17 protein-coding genes are annotated in these 19375 nt (G+C 69.9%); 7 read left to right on the forward strand and 10 right to left on the reverse strand.

All coding sequences use genetic code 11. The features are described 5' to 3' along the window. Positions 1 to 29 precede the first annotated feature (29 nt). The 9 genes from mraY to ACIA76_RS30925 all read right to left on the reverse strand — a co-directional run bounded on the left by mraY (position 30) and on the right by ACIA76_RS30925 (position 10428). Positions 30 to 1106, reverse strand: coding sequence for a phospho-N-acetylmuramoyl-pentapeptide-transferase (mraY, locus tag ACIA76_RS30885; protein ID WP_397156851.1), 1077 nt, complete (start codon positions 1104 to 1106; stop codon positions 30 to 32). After that, positions 1103 to 2719, reverse strand: coding sequence for a UDP-N-acetylmuramoyl-tripeptide--D-alanyl-D-alanine ligase (gene murF / locus ACIA76_RS30890; protein WP_397156853.1), 1617 nt, complete (start codon positions 2717 to 2719; stop codon positions 1103 to 1105). Before murF ends, mraY begins: the two co-directional genes overlap by 4 nt. Further along, positions 2716 to 4305, reverse strand: coding sequence for a UDP-N-acetylmuramoyl-L-alanyl-D-glutamate--2,6-diaminopimelate ligase (locus ACIA76_RS30895; RefSeq protein ID WP_397156855.1), 1590 nt, complete (start codon positions 4303 to 4305; stop codon positions 2716 to 2718). The genes murF and ACIA76_RS30895 overlap by 4 nt, the downstream gene beginning before the upstream one ends. Positions 4306 to 4460: 155 nt before the next feature. Further along, positions 4461 to 6353 (reverse strand): peptidoglycan D,D-transpeptidase FtsI family protein, encoded by a 1893-nt coding sequence (locus ACIA76_RS30900; RefSeq protein ID WP_397156857.1) that lies wholly within the window; start codon positions 6351 to 6353, stop codon positions 4461 to 4463. A gap of 127 nt (positions 6354 to 6480) precedes the next feature. After that, positions 6481 to 7437 (reverse strand): hypothetical protein, encoded by a 957-nt coding sequence (locus ACIA76_RS30905; protein ID WP_397156859.1) that lies wholly within the window; start codon positions 7435 to 7437, stop codon positions 6481 to 6483. Between the two features lie 40 nt (positions 7438 to 7477). Continuing rightward, positions 7478 to 8449, reverse strand: a complete 972-nt coding sequence (gene rsmH / locus ACIA76_RS30910) for a 16S rRNA (cytosine(1402)-N(4))-methyltransferase RsmH (RefSeq protein ID WP_397156861.1) — start codon at positions 8447 to 8449, stop codon at positions 7478 to 7480. A 151-nt stretch (positions 8450 to 8600) separates the two neighbouring features. Beyond that, positions 8601 to 9032 carry a division/cell wall cluster transcriptional repressor MraZ gene (gene mraZ / locus ACIA76_RS30915; protein ID WP_397156863.1) on the reverse strand — a complete coding sequence of 144 codons (432 nt, stop codon included), beginning with the start codon at positions 9030 to 9032 and terminating at the stop codon, positions 8601 to 8603. A gap of 416 nt (positions 9033 to 9448) precedes the next feature. Next, positions 9449 to 9871 carry a DUF3040 domain-containing protein gene (locus ACIA76_RS30920; protein WP_397156865.1) on the reverse strand — a complete coding sequence of 141 codons (423 nt, stop codon included), beginning with the start codon at positions 9869 to 9871 and terminating at the stop codon, positions 9449 to 9451. Between the two features lie 125 nt (positions 9872 to 9996). Then, on the reverse strand, positions 9997 to 10428 hold the full coding sequence (locus ACIA76_RS30925; protein ID WP_397156867.1) for an SAV_6107 family HEPN domain-containing protein: 432 nt from the start codon (positions 10426 to 10428) through the stop codon (positions 9997 to 9999). A gap of 117 nt (positions 10429 to 10545) precedes the next feature. Between ACIA76_RS30925 and ACIA76_RS30930 the strand changes: the two genes are divergently transcribed. The 5 genes from ACIA76_RS30930 (at position 10546) to ACIA76_RS30950 (ending at position 15549) form a co-directional block, all read left to right on the forward strand. After that, entirely contained in the window at positions 10546 to 11172 is a 627-nt protein-coding gene (locus ACIA76_RS30930; RefSeq protein WP_397156869.1) for a GNAT family N-acetyltransferase, read from the forward strand. Further along, entirely contained in the window at positions 11169 to 12740 is a 1572-nt protein-coding gene (locus ACIA76_RS30935) for a phytoene desaturase family protein (protein WP_397156871.1), read from the forward strand. Before ACIA76_RS30930 ends, ACIA76_RS30935 begins: the two co-directional genes overlap by 4 nt. Next, entirely contained in the window at positions 12737 to 13525 is a 789-nt protein-coding gene (locus ACIA76_RS30940; RefSeq protein WP_397156873.1) for a carotenoid biosynthesis protein, read from the forward strand. Before ACIA76_RS30935 ends, ACIA76_RS30940 begins: the two co-directional genes overlap by 4 nt. Before the next feature lie 3 nt (positions 13526 to 13528). Then, on the forward strand, positions 13529 to 14254 hold the full coding sequence (locus tag ACIA76_RS30945) for an LppM family (lipo)protein (RefSeq protein ID WP_397156875.1): 726 nt from the start codon (positions 13529 to 13531) through the stop codon (positions 14252 to 14254). A 113-nt stretch (positions 14255 to 14367) separates the two neighbouring features. Beyond that, on the forward strand, positions 14368 to 15549 hold the full coding sequence (locus ACIA76_RS30950) for a glycosyltransferase (RefSeq protein ID WP_397156877.1): 1182 nt from the start codon (positions 14368 to 14370) through the stop codon (positions 15547 to 15549). 40 nt (positions 15550 to 15589) lie between these two features. Here ACIA76_RS30950 and ACIA76_RS30955 read toward each other — a convergent pair whose 3' ends face one another. Beyond that, positions 15590 to 16567 carry a methylenetetrahydrofolate reductase gene (locus ACIA76_RS30955; protein WP_397156879.1) on the reverse strand — a complete coding sequence of 326 codons (978 nt, stop codon included), beginning with the start codon at positions 16565 to 16567 and terminating at the stop codon, positions 15590 to 15592. A gap of 89 nt (positions 16568 to 16656) precedes the next feature. On the opposite strand from ACIA76_RS30955, the gene ACIA76_RS30960 reads away from it, so the two are divergent. Then, positions 16657 to 17796, forward strand: a complete 1140-nt coding sequence (locus ACIA76_RS30960; RefSeq protein WP_397156881.1) for a polyprenyl synthetase family protein — start codon at positions 16657 to 16659, stop codon at positions 17794 to 17796. Between the two features lie 6 nt (positions 17797 to 17802). Next, positions 17803 to 19371 carry a phytoene desaturase family protein gene (gene crtI, locus ACIA76_RS30965; RefSeq protein ID WP_397156883.1) on the forward strand — a complete coding sequence of 523 codons (1569 nt, stop codon included), beginning with the start codon at positions 17803 to 17805 and terminating at the stop codon, positions 19369 to 19371. Positions 19372 to 19375: the final 4 nt, after the last annotated feature.

The following is a 19375-nucleotide window of genomic DNA, read 5'->3' on the forward strand; positions in this document are numbered from 1 at the left end:
CCGCGGATTATGTTCGACCATCGCTGCTGTTACCCGACCTGAGAGAGGTATTCGCTGTAGAACAAGCCCAGTCCGACCGCCGAAGCGATGCCGGCCAGCAACCAGAACCTGATGATCACCGTAGTCTCGGCCCATTTACTGAGTTCGAAGTGGTGGTGGAACGGCGCCATCTTGAACAACCGATTGCGCGTGGTCCGGAAGACCGCCACCTGCAACACCACCGACACGGTCTCGGCGACGAACAGCGCGCCGATCACGATCATCAGCAGTTCGGTGCGGGTGGTGATCGACAGCCCGGCGATCAGGCCGCCCAGGGCCAGCGAGCCGGTGTCACCCATGAAGATCTTCGCCGGAGCCGCGTTCCACCACAGGAATCCGACACACGCCGCAGCGCCCGCCGCGCATACCAGTGCGAGATCCAGCGGATCGCGCACGTTGTAGCAGCCGGCCTCGGCCTTGACCTCGCAGGCGTGGTAGTACTGCCAGAACGTGATGATCACGTAGGCGCCCAGCACCAGGCTCATCGAGCCGGCGGCCAGGCCGTCCAGCCCATCGGTCAGATTCACCGCATTCGACCACGCGACCACGACCAGGCAGACGAAGGCCAGGAAGATGATCACGCTCATCGACACGGTGTTGATATCCCGCACATAGGACAGATGCCGGCTGGCCGGGGTCCGCGCGCCCGCGCCCGGGAACTGCAGTGCCAGCACGCCGAAGACGATCGCCGAGGTCAGCTGGCCGATGTACTTACCCGCGGCCGTCAGGCCGAGGTTGCGCTGCTTGCGGATCTTGATGAAGTCGTCGACGAAGCCGACCGCGCCCAGCGAGGTGGCCAGGCCCAGCACCAGCAGCGCCGAGACCGAGGGTCCCTCGGCGCGATAGCCGATGCCGATCAGATGCGAGCCCAGATATCCGGCCCACATGCCGATCAGGATGGCCACACCGCCCATGGTCGGGGTGCCGCGCTTGGCCTTATGGCTCTCGGGTCCGTCGATGCGGATCTCCTGGCCGAAGCCGCGCCGGGCGAACATGCGAATCAGCAACGGCGTCAACAGGATCGACACCGCCAGTGCGATACCCGCCGCGAACAGGATCTGTCTCATCGTGCGGCCTCCGTTCCGGTCAGGTGCTGGGCGACCGCCCACAGACCGATGGAGTTCGATGCCTTGACCAACACCACATCACCCGCCGCGATCTCGTTGTCCAGCAAGGCGATCGCCGCGTCGATATCGGGGACGAGCACCGATTCCTCGCCCCACGATCCCTCCATGACCGCACCCTGATGCATACCGTGCGACGGGCGGCCGGTGCCGATCACGATCAGCCGGTCCACATCCAGCCGCACGGCCAGGCGACCGATGCGGTCGTGTTCGATCACCGATTCCTCGCCCAGTTCGGCCATCTCGCCGAGCACCGCCCAGCTGCGCCGGGGGTGTTCGCCCGCCCTGGACATGGTCACCAGGGCCTTGAGGGCGGCGCGCATGGAATCCGGATTGGCGTTGTAGGAGTCGTTGATGACGGTGACTCCGTCGGCGCGGGTGCGCACGTCCATGCGGTGGGCCGAGGCCACGGTCGCGCTGGACAGGGTACGCGCCACGGTCTCGAGATCCGCGCCGCATTCCAGTGCCACCGCGGCGGCGGCGAGTGCGTTGCCCACCTGATGCTCGCCGTGTACGGCGAGGCGGACCTCGGCGTGGGAACCCTTGGCCGACAACGTGAATCGCGCGCGGGCGGCCTCGTCGAGAGTGATATCGGTGGCGCGCACATCGGCGGAGGCGGCCTGGCCGACCGTCACCACGCGGGCGGCGGTACGCGAGGCCATCGCCGCGACATTCGAATCGTCGGCATTGAGCACCGCGACGCCGTCGACCGGAAGCGCCTCCACCAGTTCACCTTTGGCCTGCGCGATGGCCTCGCGACTGCCGAACTCGCCCAGATGCGCGGTGCCGACATTGAGCACCACGCCGACGCTCGGCGGCGCGATCTCGGTGAGCGCCTTGATATGTCCGTGTCCGCGGGCCGACAGCTCGAGCACCAGGAAGCGGGTCTCGGCGGTCGCGCGCAGCGCGGTCCAGGGATGTCCGATCTCGTTGTTGAACGAGCCGGGCGGGGCGACGACCGGTCCCAGCGGCGCCAGCACCGACGCCAGCAGATCCTTGGTCGAGGTCTTCCCGGAGGATCCGGTGATCCCGACGACGGTCAGCCCGTTCGCGGCGACCAGCCGATCCACCACGGCCCGAGCCAGTTTCGCGAGCGCGGCCAGGACCGCCGCACCCGAACCGTCGGTATCGTGCGCCAGGGCGTAACTCTGCCCGGAGCCCCCTGGTCTCCCGGCACGCTCCGAGCCCTCTCCTTGTTCCCCGGCACGCTCCGAACCCTCCAGTTCCCCGGCACGCTCCGAACCCTCCAGTTCCCCGGCACGCTCCGAACCCTCCAGTTCCCCGGCACGCTTTTCGCCGGGGAAGGGCTCCACCACGATCGCGGGGACACCCACCGGCCGGGCCGCCAGGACGGCCACCGCACCGGCCGCTACCGCGGCCGCGGCGTAGTCGTGGCCGTCGACGTGTTCGCCCGGCAGGGCCAGGAACAGGCCGCCGGATTCGATTCGGCGCGAATCGAATTCGACCGCGCCGGTCACCGTCACCGCGGGGTCGGACACATCGTGCAGCGTCCCGCCGACGAGGTCCGCGATCTCCCGCAGGGTCATCTCGATCATGAAACCGTCAGGTCCTTCGTCTTTCGAGAGAGGGCCTCCGCCAGCACCTCGCGGTCGTCGAACGGATACTTCACACCCGCAATCTCCTGCCCCGTCTCGTGTCCCTTGCCGGCCACCAGCACCACATCGCCGGGCTGGGCCCAGTCGACGGCGGCGGCGATGGCATCCGCGCGATCACCGATCTCGGCGACCTCGCCGCGTTCGGCCTCCGCGATGCCCAGCGCGCCCGCGCTGACCGCCGACCGAATGGCCGCCGGATCCTCGCTGCGCGGATTGTCATCGGTGATGATCACCAGGTCGGCGCCGCGCGCGGCGGTCGCGCCCATCAGCGGGCGCTTACCGGAGTCACGGTCACCGCCCGCGCCGACCACCACCGCCAGCCGTCCGCCCGTCTCCTTCAGCAGCTCCCGCAGCGTGGCGATCACCGATTCGACGGCCGCGGGCTTATGCGCGTAATCGACGACGGCCAGGAAGTCCTGGCCGCGATCGACCCGCTGCATCCGGCCCGGCACGTCGACCTCGGCCAGCGCCGCGGCCGCGGTCGAGGCGGGCACGCCCGCCACCGCGCAGACGGCCACCGCCAGCAGGCCGTTGGCGATGTTGTAGCCACCCGGAAGCCGCAGGCGCACATCGACTTTCGTCTCCGGCCCGATCGCGCTGAACTCCTGTCCGCCGCCCGGCAGCGAGGCGACCTGGCCGACCGACCAGTCCGGCTCGGCCTCCCCGGTCGGGCTCGGCTCGGTCGCGACGGTGACCACCGTGGTGCGGCCGCCGATCTCACGGACCAGCCGCCGACCCCAGGCATCGTCGACGCAGACGACGCTGGTGCGCGCCGCGACCGGCGACTCCGGTTCGAACAGCCGCCGCTTGGCCGCGAAGTAGTCCTCGAAGTCGGCGTGGAAGTCCAGATGATCCTGCGACAGATTCGTGAACGCACCCACCGCGAAACGCACGCCGTCCACCCGGCCCAGCGCGAGCGCATGGCTGGACACCTCCATCACCACCGCCCGCACGCCCTGCTCGACCATCAGCGCGAACATCGCGTGCAGCTGCGGCGCCTCGGGAGTGGTCAGCGCGCTGGGCACCCGTCGCCCGCCGATACGGGTCTCGATGGTCCCGATCAGGGCGGTCGACTCGCCGCCCGCGGCCAGACCGGCCTCGATCAGATACGAGGTGGTGGTCTTGCCGGAGGTGCCGGTGATGCCGATCACCCGCAGCCGCTCCGACGGATTGCCGTAGGCGATCGCCGAGATCTCGCCCAGCACCCCGCGCGGATCGTCGTGCACCAGTACGGGAACGTCCAGATCGCCGATCAGCTCCACCCCGGCCTGGTCGGTGAGCACGGCCACCGCACCCCGCTCGACGGCGTCGCTGGCGAATCGCGCGCCGTGCGCATGCACACCCGCCAATCCGGCGAACAGGTCCCCGGGTTGTACGGCGGTGGAACGCTGCTCGACGCCGGTGATGGTGACATCGCCGATTTCGCCTGCGCTCGGGTGAATACCCGTGCGCTCGACGAGGGTCCGCAGCGCTGTGGTCGGCGGTACGGCCGGACGCAGCACCTGCGGGCTGGGCTGCACGGGCACGAAGCTCCTTTCGGTGGACGACGGTTCCGGGTTCAACGGTTCCGGCAAAATCGAATTCGGATCGACGTGTCAGGTTACCGACGACCGATCACGGCCGGGCAACGCGGCTCGGAGAATCGCCGTCGGCACCGATCGGGCCTGATGGTCGCACCCGTTCAATCGGCCTGCAACACCAGGCGCGGCGCGGGCGGCGACGGCGGAATCCGATCGCGCTGCAGGGCCCACGACGCGATGTTGTGGAACAGCGGGGCCGCGGACTGTCCGCCGCTGCCGTCGGAGCTGCGCAGCGGGGCGTCCATCATGATCCCGACGACGTAGCGCGGATTGTCGGCGGGCGCGATGCCGGCGAAGGTGATCCAGTAGCGATCGTTGGAGTAGCAGCGGCATGACCTGTCGATCTGCTGGGCCGTGCCGGTCTTGCCGGCGATCTGATAGCCGTCGACGGCGGCCGGGGTGCCGGTGCCGGTCTGGCCGGAGTTCATCGGATCGCGCTGCACGACGGATTCGAACATCGACCGCAGTGTGCGGGCCGTTTGCGGACTGACCACCCGCACGCCGTCCGGCTGCGGTTCCTCGGTGCGATGACCCTTCGGGCCGATCGTATCCTTGACGATCCGCGGGGGGACTCGCACGCCGTCGTTGGCGATGGCCTGATACATCCCGGTCATCTGCAACAGGGTCATCGAAAGACCCTGTCCGATAGGCAGATTGGCGAAGGTCGAGCCGGACCACTGATCCCGCGGCGGCACGATGCCCGCGCTCTCGCCCGGCAGGCCGACGCCGGTGCGCTGGCCGAGTCCGAAGCGCCGCAGCATATCGGCATAGCGGTCCTCGCCGACGCGCTGGGCGAGCATGAGTGTGCCGACGTTCGAGGAGTGGCCGAAGATGCCGGTCGCGGTGAACGGCACCGTGCCGTGCGTCCACGCGTCGCTGACGTCCACACCACCCATATGGATGCTGCCGGGCACCTGCAGCACCTCGTTCGGATTGGTCAGACCGTATTCGATGGCCGCGGAGGCGGTCACGATCTTGTTGACCGAACCGGGTTCGAAGGCGTCGGTGACCGAACGGTTGCCCATTTGATTCGGATCCCACCGCGCGGGTCCGAGATCCGGATTGAAGGTGTTGTCGTTGGCCATGGCCAGCACCTGGGCGGTTTTCGCGTCGAGCACGACCGCCGACACGTCCTCCGCGCCCGAAGCCTCCTTGGCCTGCTGCACCTGCTGCTGCACGTAGTACTGCAGATCGGAGTCGAGGGTCAGCTCGATCGTGGAACCGTCCACGGCGGTCTGGCGGTCGCGTTCGCTGCCCGGGATGACCGCGCCGTCGGAACCCTTGTCGTAGGTGTGCGAGCCGTCGGTGCCGGCCAGCACCGAATCCAGCGATGACTCCAGGCCACGCACGCCGTGGCTGTCCCAGCCGGTGGCGCCGATGACGTTGGCGGCCAGCGATCCGCCCGGATGCACACGCGACGGCTCGTCGTCGGCGCCGACCTCCGGGAACTGCTCGCGGATATCGCTCGCCACCCGGGCGTCGACATTGCGGGCCAGATAGACGAAGGTGTCATCGCCGCGCAGCTTGGTCAACAGATCGGCCTCGGGCGGCGCGTCCTGCCCGAGCTTGTCGTGAATGGTCTTGGCGATCGCCTTGAGTCGCTCATCGGGATCGGGCGCCTTATTACTCTTGGCACGGGCCGCGGCGAGCTGTTTGCGCACGATAACGGGCTGGAAATGCAGCGATTTGGTCGCGATGCTGAACGCGAACGGCTTACCGTAGCGATCGGTGAGCGGCCCGCGCAGCGCATGATCGGCCTGCCGCACGGTCCGCTGAGTGGCGGCCTCCGCCGACAGCGTCGGCGCGGAAATGGTCTGGATCCACAACAATTGAGCCGCCACCACCAGCAGCGCGATCAACATCACGATCCGCCCTACCCCGAACCGCAGCCGAAAACCACCCCCAGCCTTCGCCCGAGCCTTGGGCCGAGCCGGCGGCCGCGCCGATTTGGCCGCCCGCCGCCGCTGCGGCGCGCTGCTCCGACTCGCCCTCATCCGCCACTCCCATCCGGGGCCCGAGCCGCATGGTGCGCGAGATCGGCTGCGGCACCGAATGATTCGAGCACGGCGGGCTCGAAGGCCATCGGTCGATCGTGTTGCGACGCTCGGATTCGGCTTGCCGTCATTGGCCGCCGCCGTCCTGGGGGTCGGACCTGGTCGGGGCCGCCTGTGATGGGGCGGCGGGGGCCACGGTGTCGAGTGGGGCGGTCGCGGCGGCGGGAGTTTGGGGCCCGGGGGCCGGTGGGGCCGGATCGGCGGGGGGCGCGGGTGCCGGGGGCTGCGGTGCGGCCGGAGGCACGGGTGTGGCCGGGCCTTGGGCCGCGGCGGGCTGCGGTTGTCCCGGGGCGGTCGCGGGTTGCGGGCCTGCCGCAGCGGGGATCTGGCCGGGGGTCGGGGGCGCCGGGGCCTGGGCCGCGGCGTTCGGATTCGGCTGACCTGCGGGCGCGTTCTGTGCGGGCTTCGGCTGTGTGACCACCGGGACCACGTGTTCGCCCTTGGCCTGGTTCAGGTTCGGGGCGGGCGGGGGCACGGCCGAGGGCGCGGGGTTCAGCGGTGGGACCGGGGGGCCGTCGGCCGGGGTCTCCTTGCCGATGACCGTCACCGAACCGTCCGGGGCGACGATCAGCCGGACCGGATCCTTGGCAGGGATCATGCCGAGTTCGCGGGCACGGTTGGCCAATTCGGGCGCCGAATCCGCGGCCGCGACCTCGCGCTGCAGGGCATCGCGCTCATCACCCAGCTGCCGATTGAGGCGGCGGGAGTCGCCGAGCTGATAGCTGTCCTCGGCGGCACGGGTGGTGAGCAGCAGGGTCAGGGCCAGGCCGCATCCGAGCAGGGCGATGATGCCCACGACGAAGGGGAGCCGGCCGGTCATGGCCGACGCGGTCCGCCCGGGCAGCGGTGCGAGATCGTCGCGCCCTTGGGTGCGACTGCGGCGGCGCGCGTAGGCCCGTTGGGCCGCACCGGATTTCACCCGCTCGGCGGATTCGGCCCGCCGCGGCGCCGACTGCCGCTCTGCCGGTTGCGCGGATCGCCGCGACCCCCGGTCCGGTGCGTCCACCCGGGTGCGCACGCTCATGTTCTCGCCTCCCCTACCGTTTCCGACCCCGCCGATCCGCTCATCCGGCCGCCTCGATCCGTTCCGCCGCACGCATCCGCACCGGTGTGGCGCGCGGATTCTCGGCGATCTCCTGTTCGGTCGCCTTCTCCGCGCCGCGGGTCAGCATCTTGAATTCCGGTCCCATGCCGGGCAGTTCGACCGGCAGATCGACCGGACTCCGCGAGGTCGACCGCGGCGCGAACAGCTGTTTGACCAGCTTGTCCTCCAGTGACTGATAGGACATGACCACGATCCGGCCGCCGACCTCGAGCGCGTCGAGCGCGGCGGGCAGCGCGGCCTCGAGCGATTCCAGCTCGCGATTGACCTCGATGCGCAACGCCTGGAACGTGCGCTTGGCCGGATGGCCGCCGGTGCGCCGGGTGGCGGCCGGGATGGCGTCGTAGAGCAGCTCCACCAATTCGCCACTGGTGGTGAACGGCTTACGGTCGCGGCGGCGCAGGATCTCGCTCGCGATGCGCCCGGCGAACCGCTCCTCGCCGTAGGTCTTCAGGATTCGGGCCAGATCGCCGTGGCTATAGGTATTGAGCACATCGGCCGCGGTCGGCCCGCTCGTCGGGTCCATGCGCATATCCAGCGGCGCGTCGACCGAATACGCGAACCCGCGATCGGCCTCGTCCAGCTGCATCGAGGACACCCCGAGATCCATCAGGATGGCCCGCACGGAATTCACCGCCGGCAGCCCGGCCTCGCCCAGCGCCTCGGCGATGCCGTCATAGCGGGTGTGCACCAGGGTGATTCGATCGGCGAACGGCGCCAGCCGCACACCCGCCAGCTTCAGCGCCTCGGTGTCGCGGTCCAGGCCGACCAGCCTGATCGTCGGATAGGTGCGTAAGAAGTGTTCGGCATGGCCGCCGAGGCCCAGCGTCGCATCGATCAGGACGCCGCCGGAAGTCAGTGCGGGACCGAGGATCTCGTCGGCTCGCCGCAGCAGAACCGGAACATGGCGCGGACCGGGGTCTTCATGATTCAACCTCGACCTCCCGGATCCTGGGCTGATGGACTCTCACGTAGGTAGGGGAATGCCCCGTGGTCTCTGACCGAGCGACGGCACCTGGCGTTGGGGAAGTACGTCAGGGTCCGTCGTCGGGCAGAGGCCGCAGGGCATTCGCCTCGTTCGGGGGCTAGAAGATTCCGCCCAGCGACTCGTCTCTGGCCAGCGAGTAATCCTCCTCATGTTCGGCGAGGTAGGAATCCCACGCCTGCTTGTCCCATATCTCGAGGAAGTCGACCGAGCCGATCACCACGCAATCCTTGGACAGGTTCGCGTAGCGGCGGTGTTCGGCCGACAACACGATCCGGCCCTGGGCATCCGGACGCTGCTCGTCGGTCGAGGCGGCCAAGGCACGGACGAAAGCCCTTGCCTGCGGGTTACTTCGCGACGCCGCAGCGGCTCGCCGCGCCAGGGCGGCGAACTCCTCCTTGGGATAGACGGAAAGACTGTGGTCTTGACCCTTCGTGACCATCAACCCTCCCGCCAACTCGTCGCGAAACTTCGCAGGCAACGTCAGTCGCCCCTTGTCGTCCAACCGAGGTGTGTAGGTACCGAGAAACACCGTCTCGACACCTCCCGTTGATCACCCCGTCTGGTCGGCCTCCTTCAGTGCGCGCTCCACATTACCCCACTTTCCCCCACTTTCAATCGAAAGCCGCGGTGATCTCGATCCCCGCGTGGCGGATTTCGCAGGTCATACCAGCTATCACCAGGGTGGGGAGATTTCCCCGAGTTCCCCGACACGCGCAGCCGACACGGCGGGCGACCCGAAAACGCCCAGCAAACCCGCAGATCGCCACCGGTCGCCCGGCGCCGTGGGGACGGGTGGGGGGATCGTGTGGGGGACGGTGGGGCGTTCTGGAGAGGGTCGAAGAAGGGCTCGCGAAACAAAACGACACGCCGTGCATCGCACGGCGTGTCGTTTTGGCCTATGAACTTGTGGCGCGCCGCCGAACCCCTCGGGGACGGCGGGTGGCGCTAGTTGTCGCCCTCGAACCGGCGTCTGAACCGGTCCTCCATACGGGCGGAGAAGCCGCCGCCCGCCTTGCGCTGCTTACCGCGTCCGGCGCTCGCGCCGCCGGGGCTCGGCGCAGCCTCGCCGCGACGGGCCGTGCCCGGCATGGCCGGACCACCCCACAGCAGGAGCACGCCGGCTCCGAACATCACGATGAAACCGAACAGGCTGATGATCGGGAATCCGCCCGGCTTCACCGGCAGGGCGATACCCGCGATGAGTAGAACCAGGCCGAGGACGAACAAAGCCGCCGACTGCAGTCTGCGTCTGCCCGTGGCCGAACGTAGCCGTCCGCCACGAACGGTAGAGGCGAACTTGGGGTCCTCAGCATAGAGAGCGCTCTCGATTTGTTCGAGCATGCGCTGCTCGTGCTCGGAGAGTGGCACGGTACCTCCCCCGGCACTAGGTCGTGGTGGTCGCCTCCGGGTAGGCGACTAGTAGCCGACCTTTGCGGCTACCTGCCACCAATGATACGAGTTCGATGAGCGTGCTACCACCTACTCCACGATGTTCAGGCCGTGCCGTCGTCGAGCCACCCCGAGATCGGGCGCAGCCGGGCCGCCGTGCTGACCACATCCTCCACGTCATGCAGGAATGCTCCTACGCGGGAAGCGAACTCGTCGGCCCTGGCCGCATCGACGGGCCGGTCGAGTCCGGCCTCCAGCGCCGCGCGCGTCTCGGAGTGCGAGCTGAAGTAGTCCGACCACATGACGAATTCCGGTGCGGCCTGCTGCATCAGTACCCACGCGTTGCGCGAACGCGCCCGTGGCGCCCGGTCGGCGCCCGTCAGCGCGAGCACCGCTCCCGCACCGCGCAACGCCGCCAGATAGGCGGTCCGGAACCGTTCCCGCGGATCGGGCTCGGCGGCGGACTGCAGCAGCAGGCCGTCCGCACGATCGAGCAGATTCCCGGCCCGCCCCGGATGGTTCATCCGATCGGTCATGGCGGTTACCTCCACACCCCTCGCATACCGAACAGGTATTCGAATGTCGTTCAGGTGTGAATATAGAGAGGACCACCGACAACTTTTCGCGTCGAACGAGAGCCGCGCCGCCGAGACATGACCGCCGTCAGACCCCACCACACTCCCGCCCCCGTCGTCGTCGACCTCTCGGCCGCCACGCTGCGCGCCCGCCTGCACGACGCCCTGGCGGTGTACGTCGCGGCCATGGGCTATCCGCGCGGCACCGAACATCATCGCGCCCCGATGTGGACCGAGCACACCACCCGCCCCGGCTGGCAGGCCGTCGGGGCCGTATTGCCCGACGACAGCGGGCGATTCGATCTGCGCACCGCACCGCTGGTCGCGATCGCCTACGGCTATCACGGCGCCACGCATCAGTGGTGGCATCAGCAGGTGCACAGCGGTATGCGGCGCTCCGGCTGGCCCGACCACGCGACGCGGGATCTGCTGACGGACTACTTCGAACTGACCGAATTGCATGTGCACCCCAGCGCGCAGGGCCGCGGCATCGGCGAGACGCTGCTGGTGCGGCTGCTGCGCAACCGTCCCGAACAGGCCGCGCTGCTGTCCACCCCGGAGGTGGACCGCGAGGACAACCGGGCCTGGCGGCTGTATCGGCGACAGGGATTCACCGATGTGGTCCGGCATTTCGTCTTCTCCGGCGATACCCGCCGCTTCGCCGTACTGGGCCGGCGGCTGCCGCTGGAAGCGCCGCGATCGTGACGGTGGTGGTCGTCGGATCCGGCCACAACGCGCTGGTCGCCGCCTGTTATCTGGCGCGGGCGGGCGAGCGGGTGGAGGTGCTCGAGCGCGATGAGGTGCTCGGCGGCGCGGTGTCGACGGTCGAACGCTTCCCGGGACATCTGGTCGATCGCGGATCCTCGGCGCACATCATGATCCGGCACACCGGCATCATCGAGGAGCTGGAGCTGGAACGCTTCGGCCTGCGGTATATCGACTGCGACCCTTGGGCTTTCGCGCCCGCACCGGCGGGAACCGACGCCGCGCCGATCGTATTCCACCGCGATCTCGAGCGCACCTGCGCCTCGATCGCCGCGGCGTGCGGCGCCCGCGACGCGGACGCCTACCGGCAATTCGTGCTGATGTGGGGACCGCGCTCGCAGCGGGTCATGCGGGCGTTCGCGGGGCCGTCGCGGCCCGATCGGCTGGTGCGCTCGTTCTGGGGGCTGGACGCCCGCGGCGGCGGCAGCGCGCTCTCGCGCGAATTCCTGCAATCCGGGGATGCCCTGCTCGACGGCTGGTTCGACGATGAGCGGCTCAAGGCGGCGCTGGCCTGGTTCGGCGCGCAGTCCGGCCCCCCGATGTCCGAACCCGGCACCGCGCCGATGGTCGGATTCGCCGCGCTCATGCACACCCTGCCACCGGGCCGCGCGGTCGGCGGCAGCGGCGCGCTGACCGCAGCCCTGGTAGCTCGGCTGCGCGCCGACGGCGGCGTGATCGCGGCCGGTGACGCGGTCACCGAATTGCGCCGCGACGGCGCGGGCTGGCGGGTGCGCACCGCATCGGGGCGAGAGCTGTTCGCGCACACGGTGATCGCGGGGACGCATATCCTGACCACGCTGGAGTTGTTGCGGCACGGCGGATTCGACGCGTCGGTGCTCGACGACTGGCGGCGGCGCATCCGGGTCGGGCCCGGCATCGGCATGGTGGTGCGCGCGGCCACGACCGCACTGCCCGCCTATTCCGGTGCCGCCCAGGAGGATTCGGCGCGCGGATTGCAGCTGCTGGTATCGGATCGGCGGCAGTTGCGTGCGGCGCACGGCGCGGCGCTGGCCGGGGAACTGCCGCCGCGGCCGGTGGTGCTGGCGATGAGCTTCAGCGCACTGGACCCCTCGATCGCCCCGGCCGGGGAGCATCAGCTGTCGCTGTGGGCGCAGTGGCATCCCTATCGGCTCGCCGACGGCAGCGACTGGGCCGGACACGCCGAGCGGGAGGGCGATCGGATCATCGCCGAACTCGACGCCCTCGCACCGGGTTTCGCGGGATCGGTGCGCCGGCGCCTGGTGCAGACCCCGGCCGATCTGGAGCGCGAACTGGGGCTGCTGGGCGGCAATGTGATGCATGTGGAGATGTCGCTGGATCAGATGTTCTTCTGGCGGCCACTACCGGAGCTGTCCGGGCAGCGGGTGCCGGGCGCGCCCGGGTTGTATCTGACCGGCGCGTCCACCCATCCCGGCGGCGGCGTGTCCGGAGCCAGCGGGCGCACGGCGGCCCGGCTGGCGCTGCGGAATTCGCGCCGGATCCGGATGCCGCCGTTCGGCCGCCGATGACGCGGTCGCCGATCGTCGCGGCGCTGCTGTTGATCGCCGCGCAGATCTGCTATCCGCTCACCGCGGGCGGCGCGCGGGATCGGGTGACGATCGCGGTGGTGCTGCTGTCGGCGGCGACCGCGCTACTGCATGCGATGCCGGCCCGGGGCCCGCGCTATGCGCTCGGATTCCTGCTGATCGTCTCCGGGCTCGGGCTGATCGCCGAGATCATCGGCACCGCAACGGGTTTTCCGTTCGGTCGCTACGACTACGCGCTCGATCGGCTCGGCCCGGCCGTGGCGGGCGTACCCCTGCTGGTACCGCTCGCCTGGACGGGCGGGCTGTATCCGGTGTGGGTGGTCACGGGGCTGCTGTATCGCCGTGCGCGCCTGCGGATTCCGATGGCGGCCGCGGGCGCGGTGGGCTGGGATCTGTTCCTGGATCCGCAGATGGTCGCCGACGGGCAGTGGCGCTGGTGTTCGAATCTGCCGGGGCTGCCGGGGCTTTCGCAGATCCCCTGGACCAACTACCTCGGCTGGTTCGCGGTGGCCTCGATCATGGCTGTGCTGTTGGAGTTGCTCGAGCGCGGTATTCCCGCGCGCGCCGCGTCACCGATCGTGCCGGTCGCTGTATTGCTGTGGACCTGGCTCGGCTCGACCCTCGCGCATGCGGTGCTCCTGGGACTGCCCGCCTCCGCGGGCTACGGATTCGCCGGTCTCGGCGTCCTGGGTATCCCCGTGGTGGCCCGGATGAGCCGCCGGGCCCGTCACGTGCGGCCCGACCCGGCGTGTCATGGCACGATGTGAGCCGTGCAGCCGAGTCCGACACCATCGACAGCCGACCCGATCAGCGCGCGGGCGCCGCGTCGGCGCCGCCATCGTGCCTGGTCCATCGTCTTTCTGGCGGCGTTACTCATGCCGCTGCTGGCCGGATGCCTGCGGGTGCAGGTATCGATGGGTGTGTCGTCCAACGATCGGGTTTCGGGACGGATCGTGGCCGCGGCGGTGCCGGCCAACGACAAGGACAAGGGTCCGCAGCTGAAGGCGCCGGACACCCTGGCGGCCAAGGTGCGGATCGAACCGTATTCGCAGGACGGCTATGTGGGCAGCCAGGTGTACTTCGACGACCTCACCTTCGGCGAGGTGCAGCAGTTGGGTGGGCTGTCGGATCAGACGCAGGGCATGTTCAATCTGCAGTTCACCCGGTCCGGTGATCTGGTCACACTCAACGGGAGGGTCGACCTGAAAACCGTTCCGCCGCAAGGGTCGGACGTGCAGTTCACCGTTGCCTTCCCGGCCCGGGTGGCAACCACCAACGGCACCCGCGAGGGCGATTCGATCGTCTCCTGGAAGCTGCCGCCCGGCGATGTGAGCACGCTGCGCGCCGAGGTCAGCTACGCCGACCCCAACACCCGCTCATTCGCCGGCTGGGCCGGAATCATGGGCGGGGTGACCCTGGCCGTGGCCGCCCTCGTCGCCGTACTGGCCTATATGAGCCGCAACCCGATGGTCCCCTGGACACGCGAACATTCCTGAGCGCCAACGCGCATTCCCCGCTTCTTCACAGCCACGCAGGCCCTTTCCTGTCGCTCCCGCGCGGTAGCGTCGAGGGCGACAGCGGTAACCGGGTGTGGGAGGCTGGACTTCACATGAATACGGTCACGGCTCGGGGTGTGGTAGCCGCCGCCACGGTGTTGTCCGGGGCGGGATGCGTCATGGCGGCGGTCAATCGAGCGACCATCCGGCAGCTGACGGCCGTGGCCACCACGGTGATCGAACCGGTGACCGTCTGTGTACCGGCGCGCGACGAGGCCGACCGGTTGCCCGCGCTGATCGCCGATCTGCGGGCGCAGCGCGGGGTTCCGCGGATGCGGGTGCTGATTCTCGACGACCGTTCCGGGGACGGCACCTATCAGGCCGCGGTCGCCGCGGTCGAGGGCGACGAGCGCTTCACCGTCATCTCCGCCGAGGCCGAACCCGCGCCCGGCTGGACCGGCAAGACCGCGGCCTGCGCGCGCCTGGCCGGGATCGCCGGGGTCACAACGGGTTCCGAGGGTGCGCCCGCCGGAGTGCTGCTGTTCCTCGACGCCGATGTGCGACTGGGTCCGGGCGCGATCGCCGCCGCGGTGGACGAGCTGCGCCGCTCGGGGGCGGCCCTGGTGACGCCGTGGCCGTATCAGCGGGCCGAATCGGTCGCCGAGGCGCTGGTACAGCCGCTGCTGTGCTGGTCGTGGGCCACGACCCTGCCGGTGCGCGCGGCCAATCACAGCCTGCGGCCCTCGATGGCGGTGTCGTGCGGGCAGTTCCTGGTCTTCGACGCGGCGGCCTATCGCGCGATCGGCGGACATGCCGCGGTGGCCGCGGATATCACCGAGGATCTGGCGCTGGCACGCGCGCTGCGCCGCGCCGGACAGCGCACCGTGCTGGTCGCCGCCGGACGCGTGGCGAGCACCCGAATGTACTGGGGCGCAAACGATCTCGACACCGGATACACCCGCTGGCTGTGGTCGGCCTACGGATCGGCCACGGGCAGCGCCGCGGTGGGCGCGGCCGTCGCCCTCGCCTACTGGGCCCCGCCGCTGGCCGCGATCCTCGGACGCGGCGCCCTGCGCCGGACGGGCGTACTCGGCTACGGTGCCGCCGTCACCGCCCGCCTGCTCGCCCGCTCCCTGGAATCCGGCGATATCCCGGGGCCCGCGGATATCGTTGCGGCCCTTGCCCATCCGCTGTCGATCGGCGCCTATCTGCGACTGTCCGTCCGCTCCCACCGGCTGCACCGGGCGGGCCAGCTGACCTGGAAGGGCCGCTCGCTCATCGCCCGCGCGGGCTGACGGTCACGCCACGCCGCGGCCGCCGTGCGAAACGCCGAAGTCAGGCGCTGACGGGCGCGGTGGTCACGGTATAGCCGAGGTTGGTCAGCACCTCACTGGTGGCCTTGGCGAAGTTGAGGGTGATGAAGTGCAGGCAGGGCGCGCCCTCCTCGATCAGCCGCCGGCCGATCTCGGTGGCGATCTCGATGCCGACCGCGCGCACCGCATCGCGATTGCGCTCGGGATCGTTGCCCGCCGCCTTCTCCAGCCGCCGCATCATCGACGCGGGCACCGGGCGGCCCGACAGCTCCTCGGCCCGCGCCACGGTGCGCAGCGAGGTGATCGGCATCAGCTCCGGAATGATCGGCTTGGCGCCCTCGACCGGATCGCAGTCGATCACCCGATCGCGCAGCCGCAGATAGTCGTCCACGTCGAAGAACATCTGGGTGATCGAATACTCCGCGCCCGCACGCAGTTTCGCGCACAGGAAGCGGGTGTCGTGGTCGAGATCCGGGGAACGGTGATGCCCCTGCGGGAACGAGGCGACCCCGACATGGAAGTCGCCGAGTTCGCGCACCATCCGCACCAGCTCATCGGCGTACTCCAGGCCCTCCGGATGTTTGCGCCACTCCCCCAGCGGATCGCCGGGCGGATCGCCGCGCAGCACGAGCAGATTACGGATGCCCGAATCGGCGTAGGTGCCCATGATCGAGCGCAATTCGGCCACGCTGTGGCCGACCGCGGTGAGATGGGCCACAGTCAGCAGGGTGGTCTCGCGGGCCAGCTGACCCGTCACCCGCGCCGTCCGGTCGCGGGTCGTGCCACCGGCGCCGTAGGTCATGGATACGAAGGCCGGATGCATGCGCTCGAATTCGCGCGCGGCGCGCCACAATCGGGCCTCGGCCGCGGCGTCGCGCGGCGGATTGAATTCCACGGAGAACGGGATGTTCCCGTCGGGGCGTCTGCGCAGGGCGCCCACGACCGACGGAGTTCCGGAAACCCGTGGCGTCCGGGGCGCATGGACGTTGTCAGAACTCACCGACTCAGTGTAATTGGCGGCCGCGACGCCCCCGCGACCTCGGTATCTGCGCACGCAGTATCGTTTCTGCGGGCGCATGCGAGCGTCCGATGCGCGAGTCACCTTGGGAGGTTGTGTTGTCCGCTGGCCCGGGTACTCCGACACGTCCGGCCTCGACGGATACGACGGCACTGGTCACGGCGGTGGAGTCCGCGTTGGGTGAGTTCTTCGCCACACGCCGCGAACTCGTCGACGAGCTGGGGCCGGTATTCGTCACCTCCGTCGCGGCGCTGCAGGAATTCGTGCTGCGCGGCGGCAAGCGCACCCGGCCCGCCTTCGCCTGGACCGGCTGGCTGGGCGCGGGCGGCGATCCGAACGGACCCGAGGCCGCGGCCGTACTGCAGGCCTGCGCCGCCCTCGAGCTGGTGCAAGCGTGCGCGCTGGTGCACGACGACATCATCGACTCCTCCCGCACCCGGCGCGGATTCCCCACGGTGCACGTCGATTTCGAGCATCGGCATCGCGACCGCGGCTGGAGCGGCGACGCCGGGCATTTCGGGAAGAGCGTCGCGATCCTGATCGGCGATCTCGCGCTCGCCTGGGCCGACGATATGGTCGCGGCCGCGCGCCTGGATCCGGCGGCATATATCCGATTCGCGCCGGTCTGGGCCGCCATGCGCACCGAGGTGATGGGCGGGCAGCTGCTCGATGTCCACGGCGAGGCGGGCGCCGACGATTCGGTGGAGGCCGCGCTGCGGATCAATCGCTACAAGACCGCCGCCTACACCATCGAGCGGCCGCTGCATCTGGGCGCGGCGCTGGCCGGCGCCGATCCCGAGCTGATCGCGGCCTATCGCGAATTCGGCACCGATATCGGCATCGCCTTCCAGCTGCGCGACGATCTGCTCGGCGTCTTCGGCGATCCGGCGGTGACCGGAAAACCGTCCGGCGACGATCTGCGCGAGGGCAAGCGCACGGTGCTCATCGCCGAGGCACTGCGCCGTGCCGACGCCACCGATCCGACCGCCGCCCGCCTGCTGCGCGGCTGCCTCGGCACAGATCTGACCGCCGACGAGGTGACCGGGCTGCGCGCGGTCATCACCGATCTGGGCGCGGTCGGGGAGGTCGAACGCCGGATCGCGGATCTGACCGACCGCGGCCTGACCGCCCTGGCGGGCTGTTCGGCCACGACCGAGGCCAAGCGCCGCCTGCATGCGATGGCCGTCGCGGCGACCAAGCGCGTGGCATAACACGATATGAAAACCGTTGCGGGAGCGACCGATCGGGTCGTGGTGGTCGGCGCGGGTCTGGCCGGACTGTCGGCGGCGCTGTATCTGACCGGCGCGGGACGCGCGGTCACATTGCTCGAGCGCGCGGACCATCCAGGCGGCCGGGTCGGGCTGTATCGCGGAGCGGACTACGAGATCGACTCCGGGGCAACGATTCTCACGCTGCCACACCTGATCGACGAGGCACTCGCCGCGGTCGGCGCCGATCCGCGGGATCAGGGGCTGCGCATCCATCAGCTGGCCCCGGCCTATCGCGCCCGCTTCGCCGACGAGTCCACGATCGCGGTGTTCTCCGATCCGGTGCGGATGGCCGCGGAGGTCGAGCGGGCCTGCGGGCCCGCGGCGGCGCACCGCTACCGAGAGCTGCGAAACTGGTTGGGGCACATCTACGACGGGGCCTACGACCATTTCATGGACGCCAACTTCGACTCGCCGCTGGATCTGGTCGCCGCGCCCGAGAAACGGGCGGCGCTGGCGAATCTGGTGCGGCTGGGCGCATTCGGCCGCCTCGGCTCCCGGGTGGGACGAATTCTGCAGGACCCCAAGCTGACTCGGCTGTTCTCCTTTCAGGCGTTGTTCGCCGGGCTGGCCCCGGCGCAGGCGCTGGCGGTGTACGGGGCGATCCCGCATATGGACACCTCGCTGGGGGTGTACTTCCCCGAGGGCGGCATGCGGGCGATCACCGCGGCGCTCGCGCGCGCCTTCGTCGCGGCGGGCGGGCGTCTCGAGCTCGGCGTCGAGGCGACCGGCATCGGCTACGCCGACGGCCGGGCGCGGCGGGTGCGCTGCGCCGATGGGCAGGCCTTCGACTGCGATGCCGTGGTCCTCACCGCCGATCTCGGCTCGTTGTACCGCTTCGGCATCGCGCGCCGATCGCTGCGGGCCGCGCCCTCGGCGGTCGTCGCGCACGGCACCGTGCCCGCCGAGGTGGCCGCGACCTGGCCGGTTCAGGCGCATCACACCATCGACTTCGGTGCGGCCTGGGACGGAACGTTCGCGGAGATCACCGGTCGCCGGGGCACGCTGATGAGCGATCCGTCGCTGCTGCTCACCCGGCCGGCACTCACCGACCCCGGGATGTTCATCGACCGTGCCAGCGGCCGTCACGAACCTCTGTCACTGTTGGCCCCGTGCCCGAATCTCGATGCGGCGCCGCTGGATTGGGATCGGCTCGGCCCGGCGTATCTGCGCGAGCTGCTGTCGGTGCTCGAGATCCGCGGCTATCGGGGCATCGGCGAGCACTTCCGCGTCGACCACCTCGACACCCCCGCGACCTGGCAGTCCCGGGGCATGATCGCGGGGACCCCGTTCTCGGCGGCGCATCTGTTCCGCCAGACCGGCCCCTTCCGCACCCGCAATCTGGCGCGCACCGCCGCCAACGTCGTACTGGCGGGCTGCGGCACGACACCGGGGGTCGGCGTACCGACTACGCTGCTATCGGGAAAGCTGGCCGCCCAGCGCATCACCGGCGACCCGCGGCCCACCGGAACGGTCCCCGGACGAACCGGCGCGCTAATGTTCCCGGCGGACTACTAAACTG

Source organism: Nocardia sp. NPDC051570, assembly GCF_044454005.1.
In the GTDB taxonomy this organism is placed as follows: domain Bacteria; phylum Actinomycetota; class Actinomycetes; order Mycobacteriales; family Mycobacteriaceae; genus Nocardia.

Excerpts from the sequence above, each read along its gene's own strand:
- mraY (WP_397156851.1), bottom strand. The coding sequence starts at position 1,106 with ATGAGACAGATCCTGTTCGCGGCGGGTATCGCACTGGCGGTGTCGATC.
- murF (WP_397156853.1), bottom strand. The coding sequence starts at position 2,719 with ATGATCGAGATGACCCTGCGGGAGATCGCGGACCTCGTCGGCGGGACG.
- ACIA76_RS30900 (WP_397156857.1), bottom strand. The coding sequence starts at position 6,353 with ATGAGGGCGAGTCGGAGCAGCGCGCCGCAGCGGCGGCGGGCGGCCAAA.
- ACIA76_RS30905 (WP_397156859.1), bottom strand. The coding sequence starts at position 7,437 with ATGAGCGTGCGCACCCGGGTGGACGCACCGGACCGGGGGTCGCGGCGA.
- ACIA76_RS30925 (WP_397156867.1), bottom strand. The coding sequence starts at position 10,428 with ATGACCGATCGGATGAACCATCCGGGGCGGGCCGGGAATCTGCTCGAT.
- ACIA76_RS30930 (WP_397156869.1), top strand. The coding sequence starts at position 10,546 with ATGACCGCCGTCAGACCCCACCACACTCCCGCCCCCGTCGTCGTCGAC.
- ACIA76_RS30940 (WP_397156873.1), top strand. The coding sequence starts at position 12,737 with ATGACGCGGTCGCCGATCGTCGCGGCGCTGCTGTTGATCGCCGCGCAG.
- ACIA76_RS30950 (WP_397156877.1), top strand. The coding sequence starts at position 14,368 with ATGAATACGGTCACGGCTCGGGGTGTGGTAGCCGCCGCCACGGTGTTG.
- ACIA76_RS30960 (WP_397156881.1), top strand. The coding sequence starts at position 16,657 with ATGCGCGAGTCACCTTGGGAGGTTGTGTTGTCCGCTGGCCCGGGTACT.
- crtI (WP_397156883.1), top strand. The coding sequence starts at position 17,803 with ATGAAAACCGTTGCGGGAGCGACCGATCGGGTCGTGGTGGTCGGCGCG.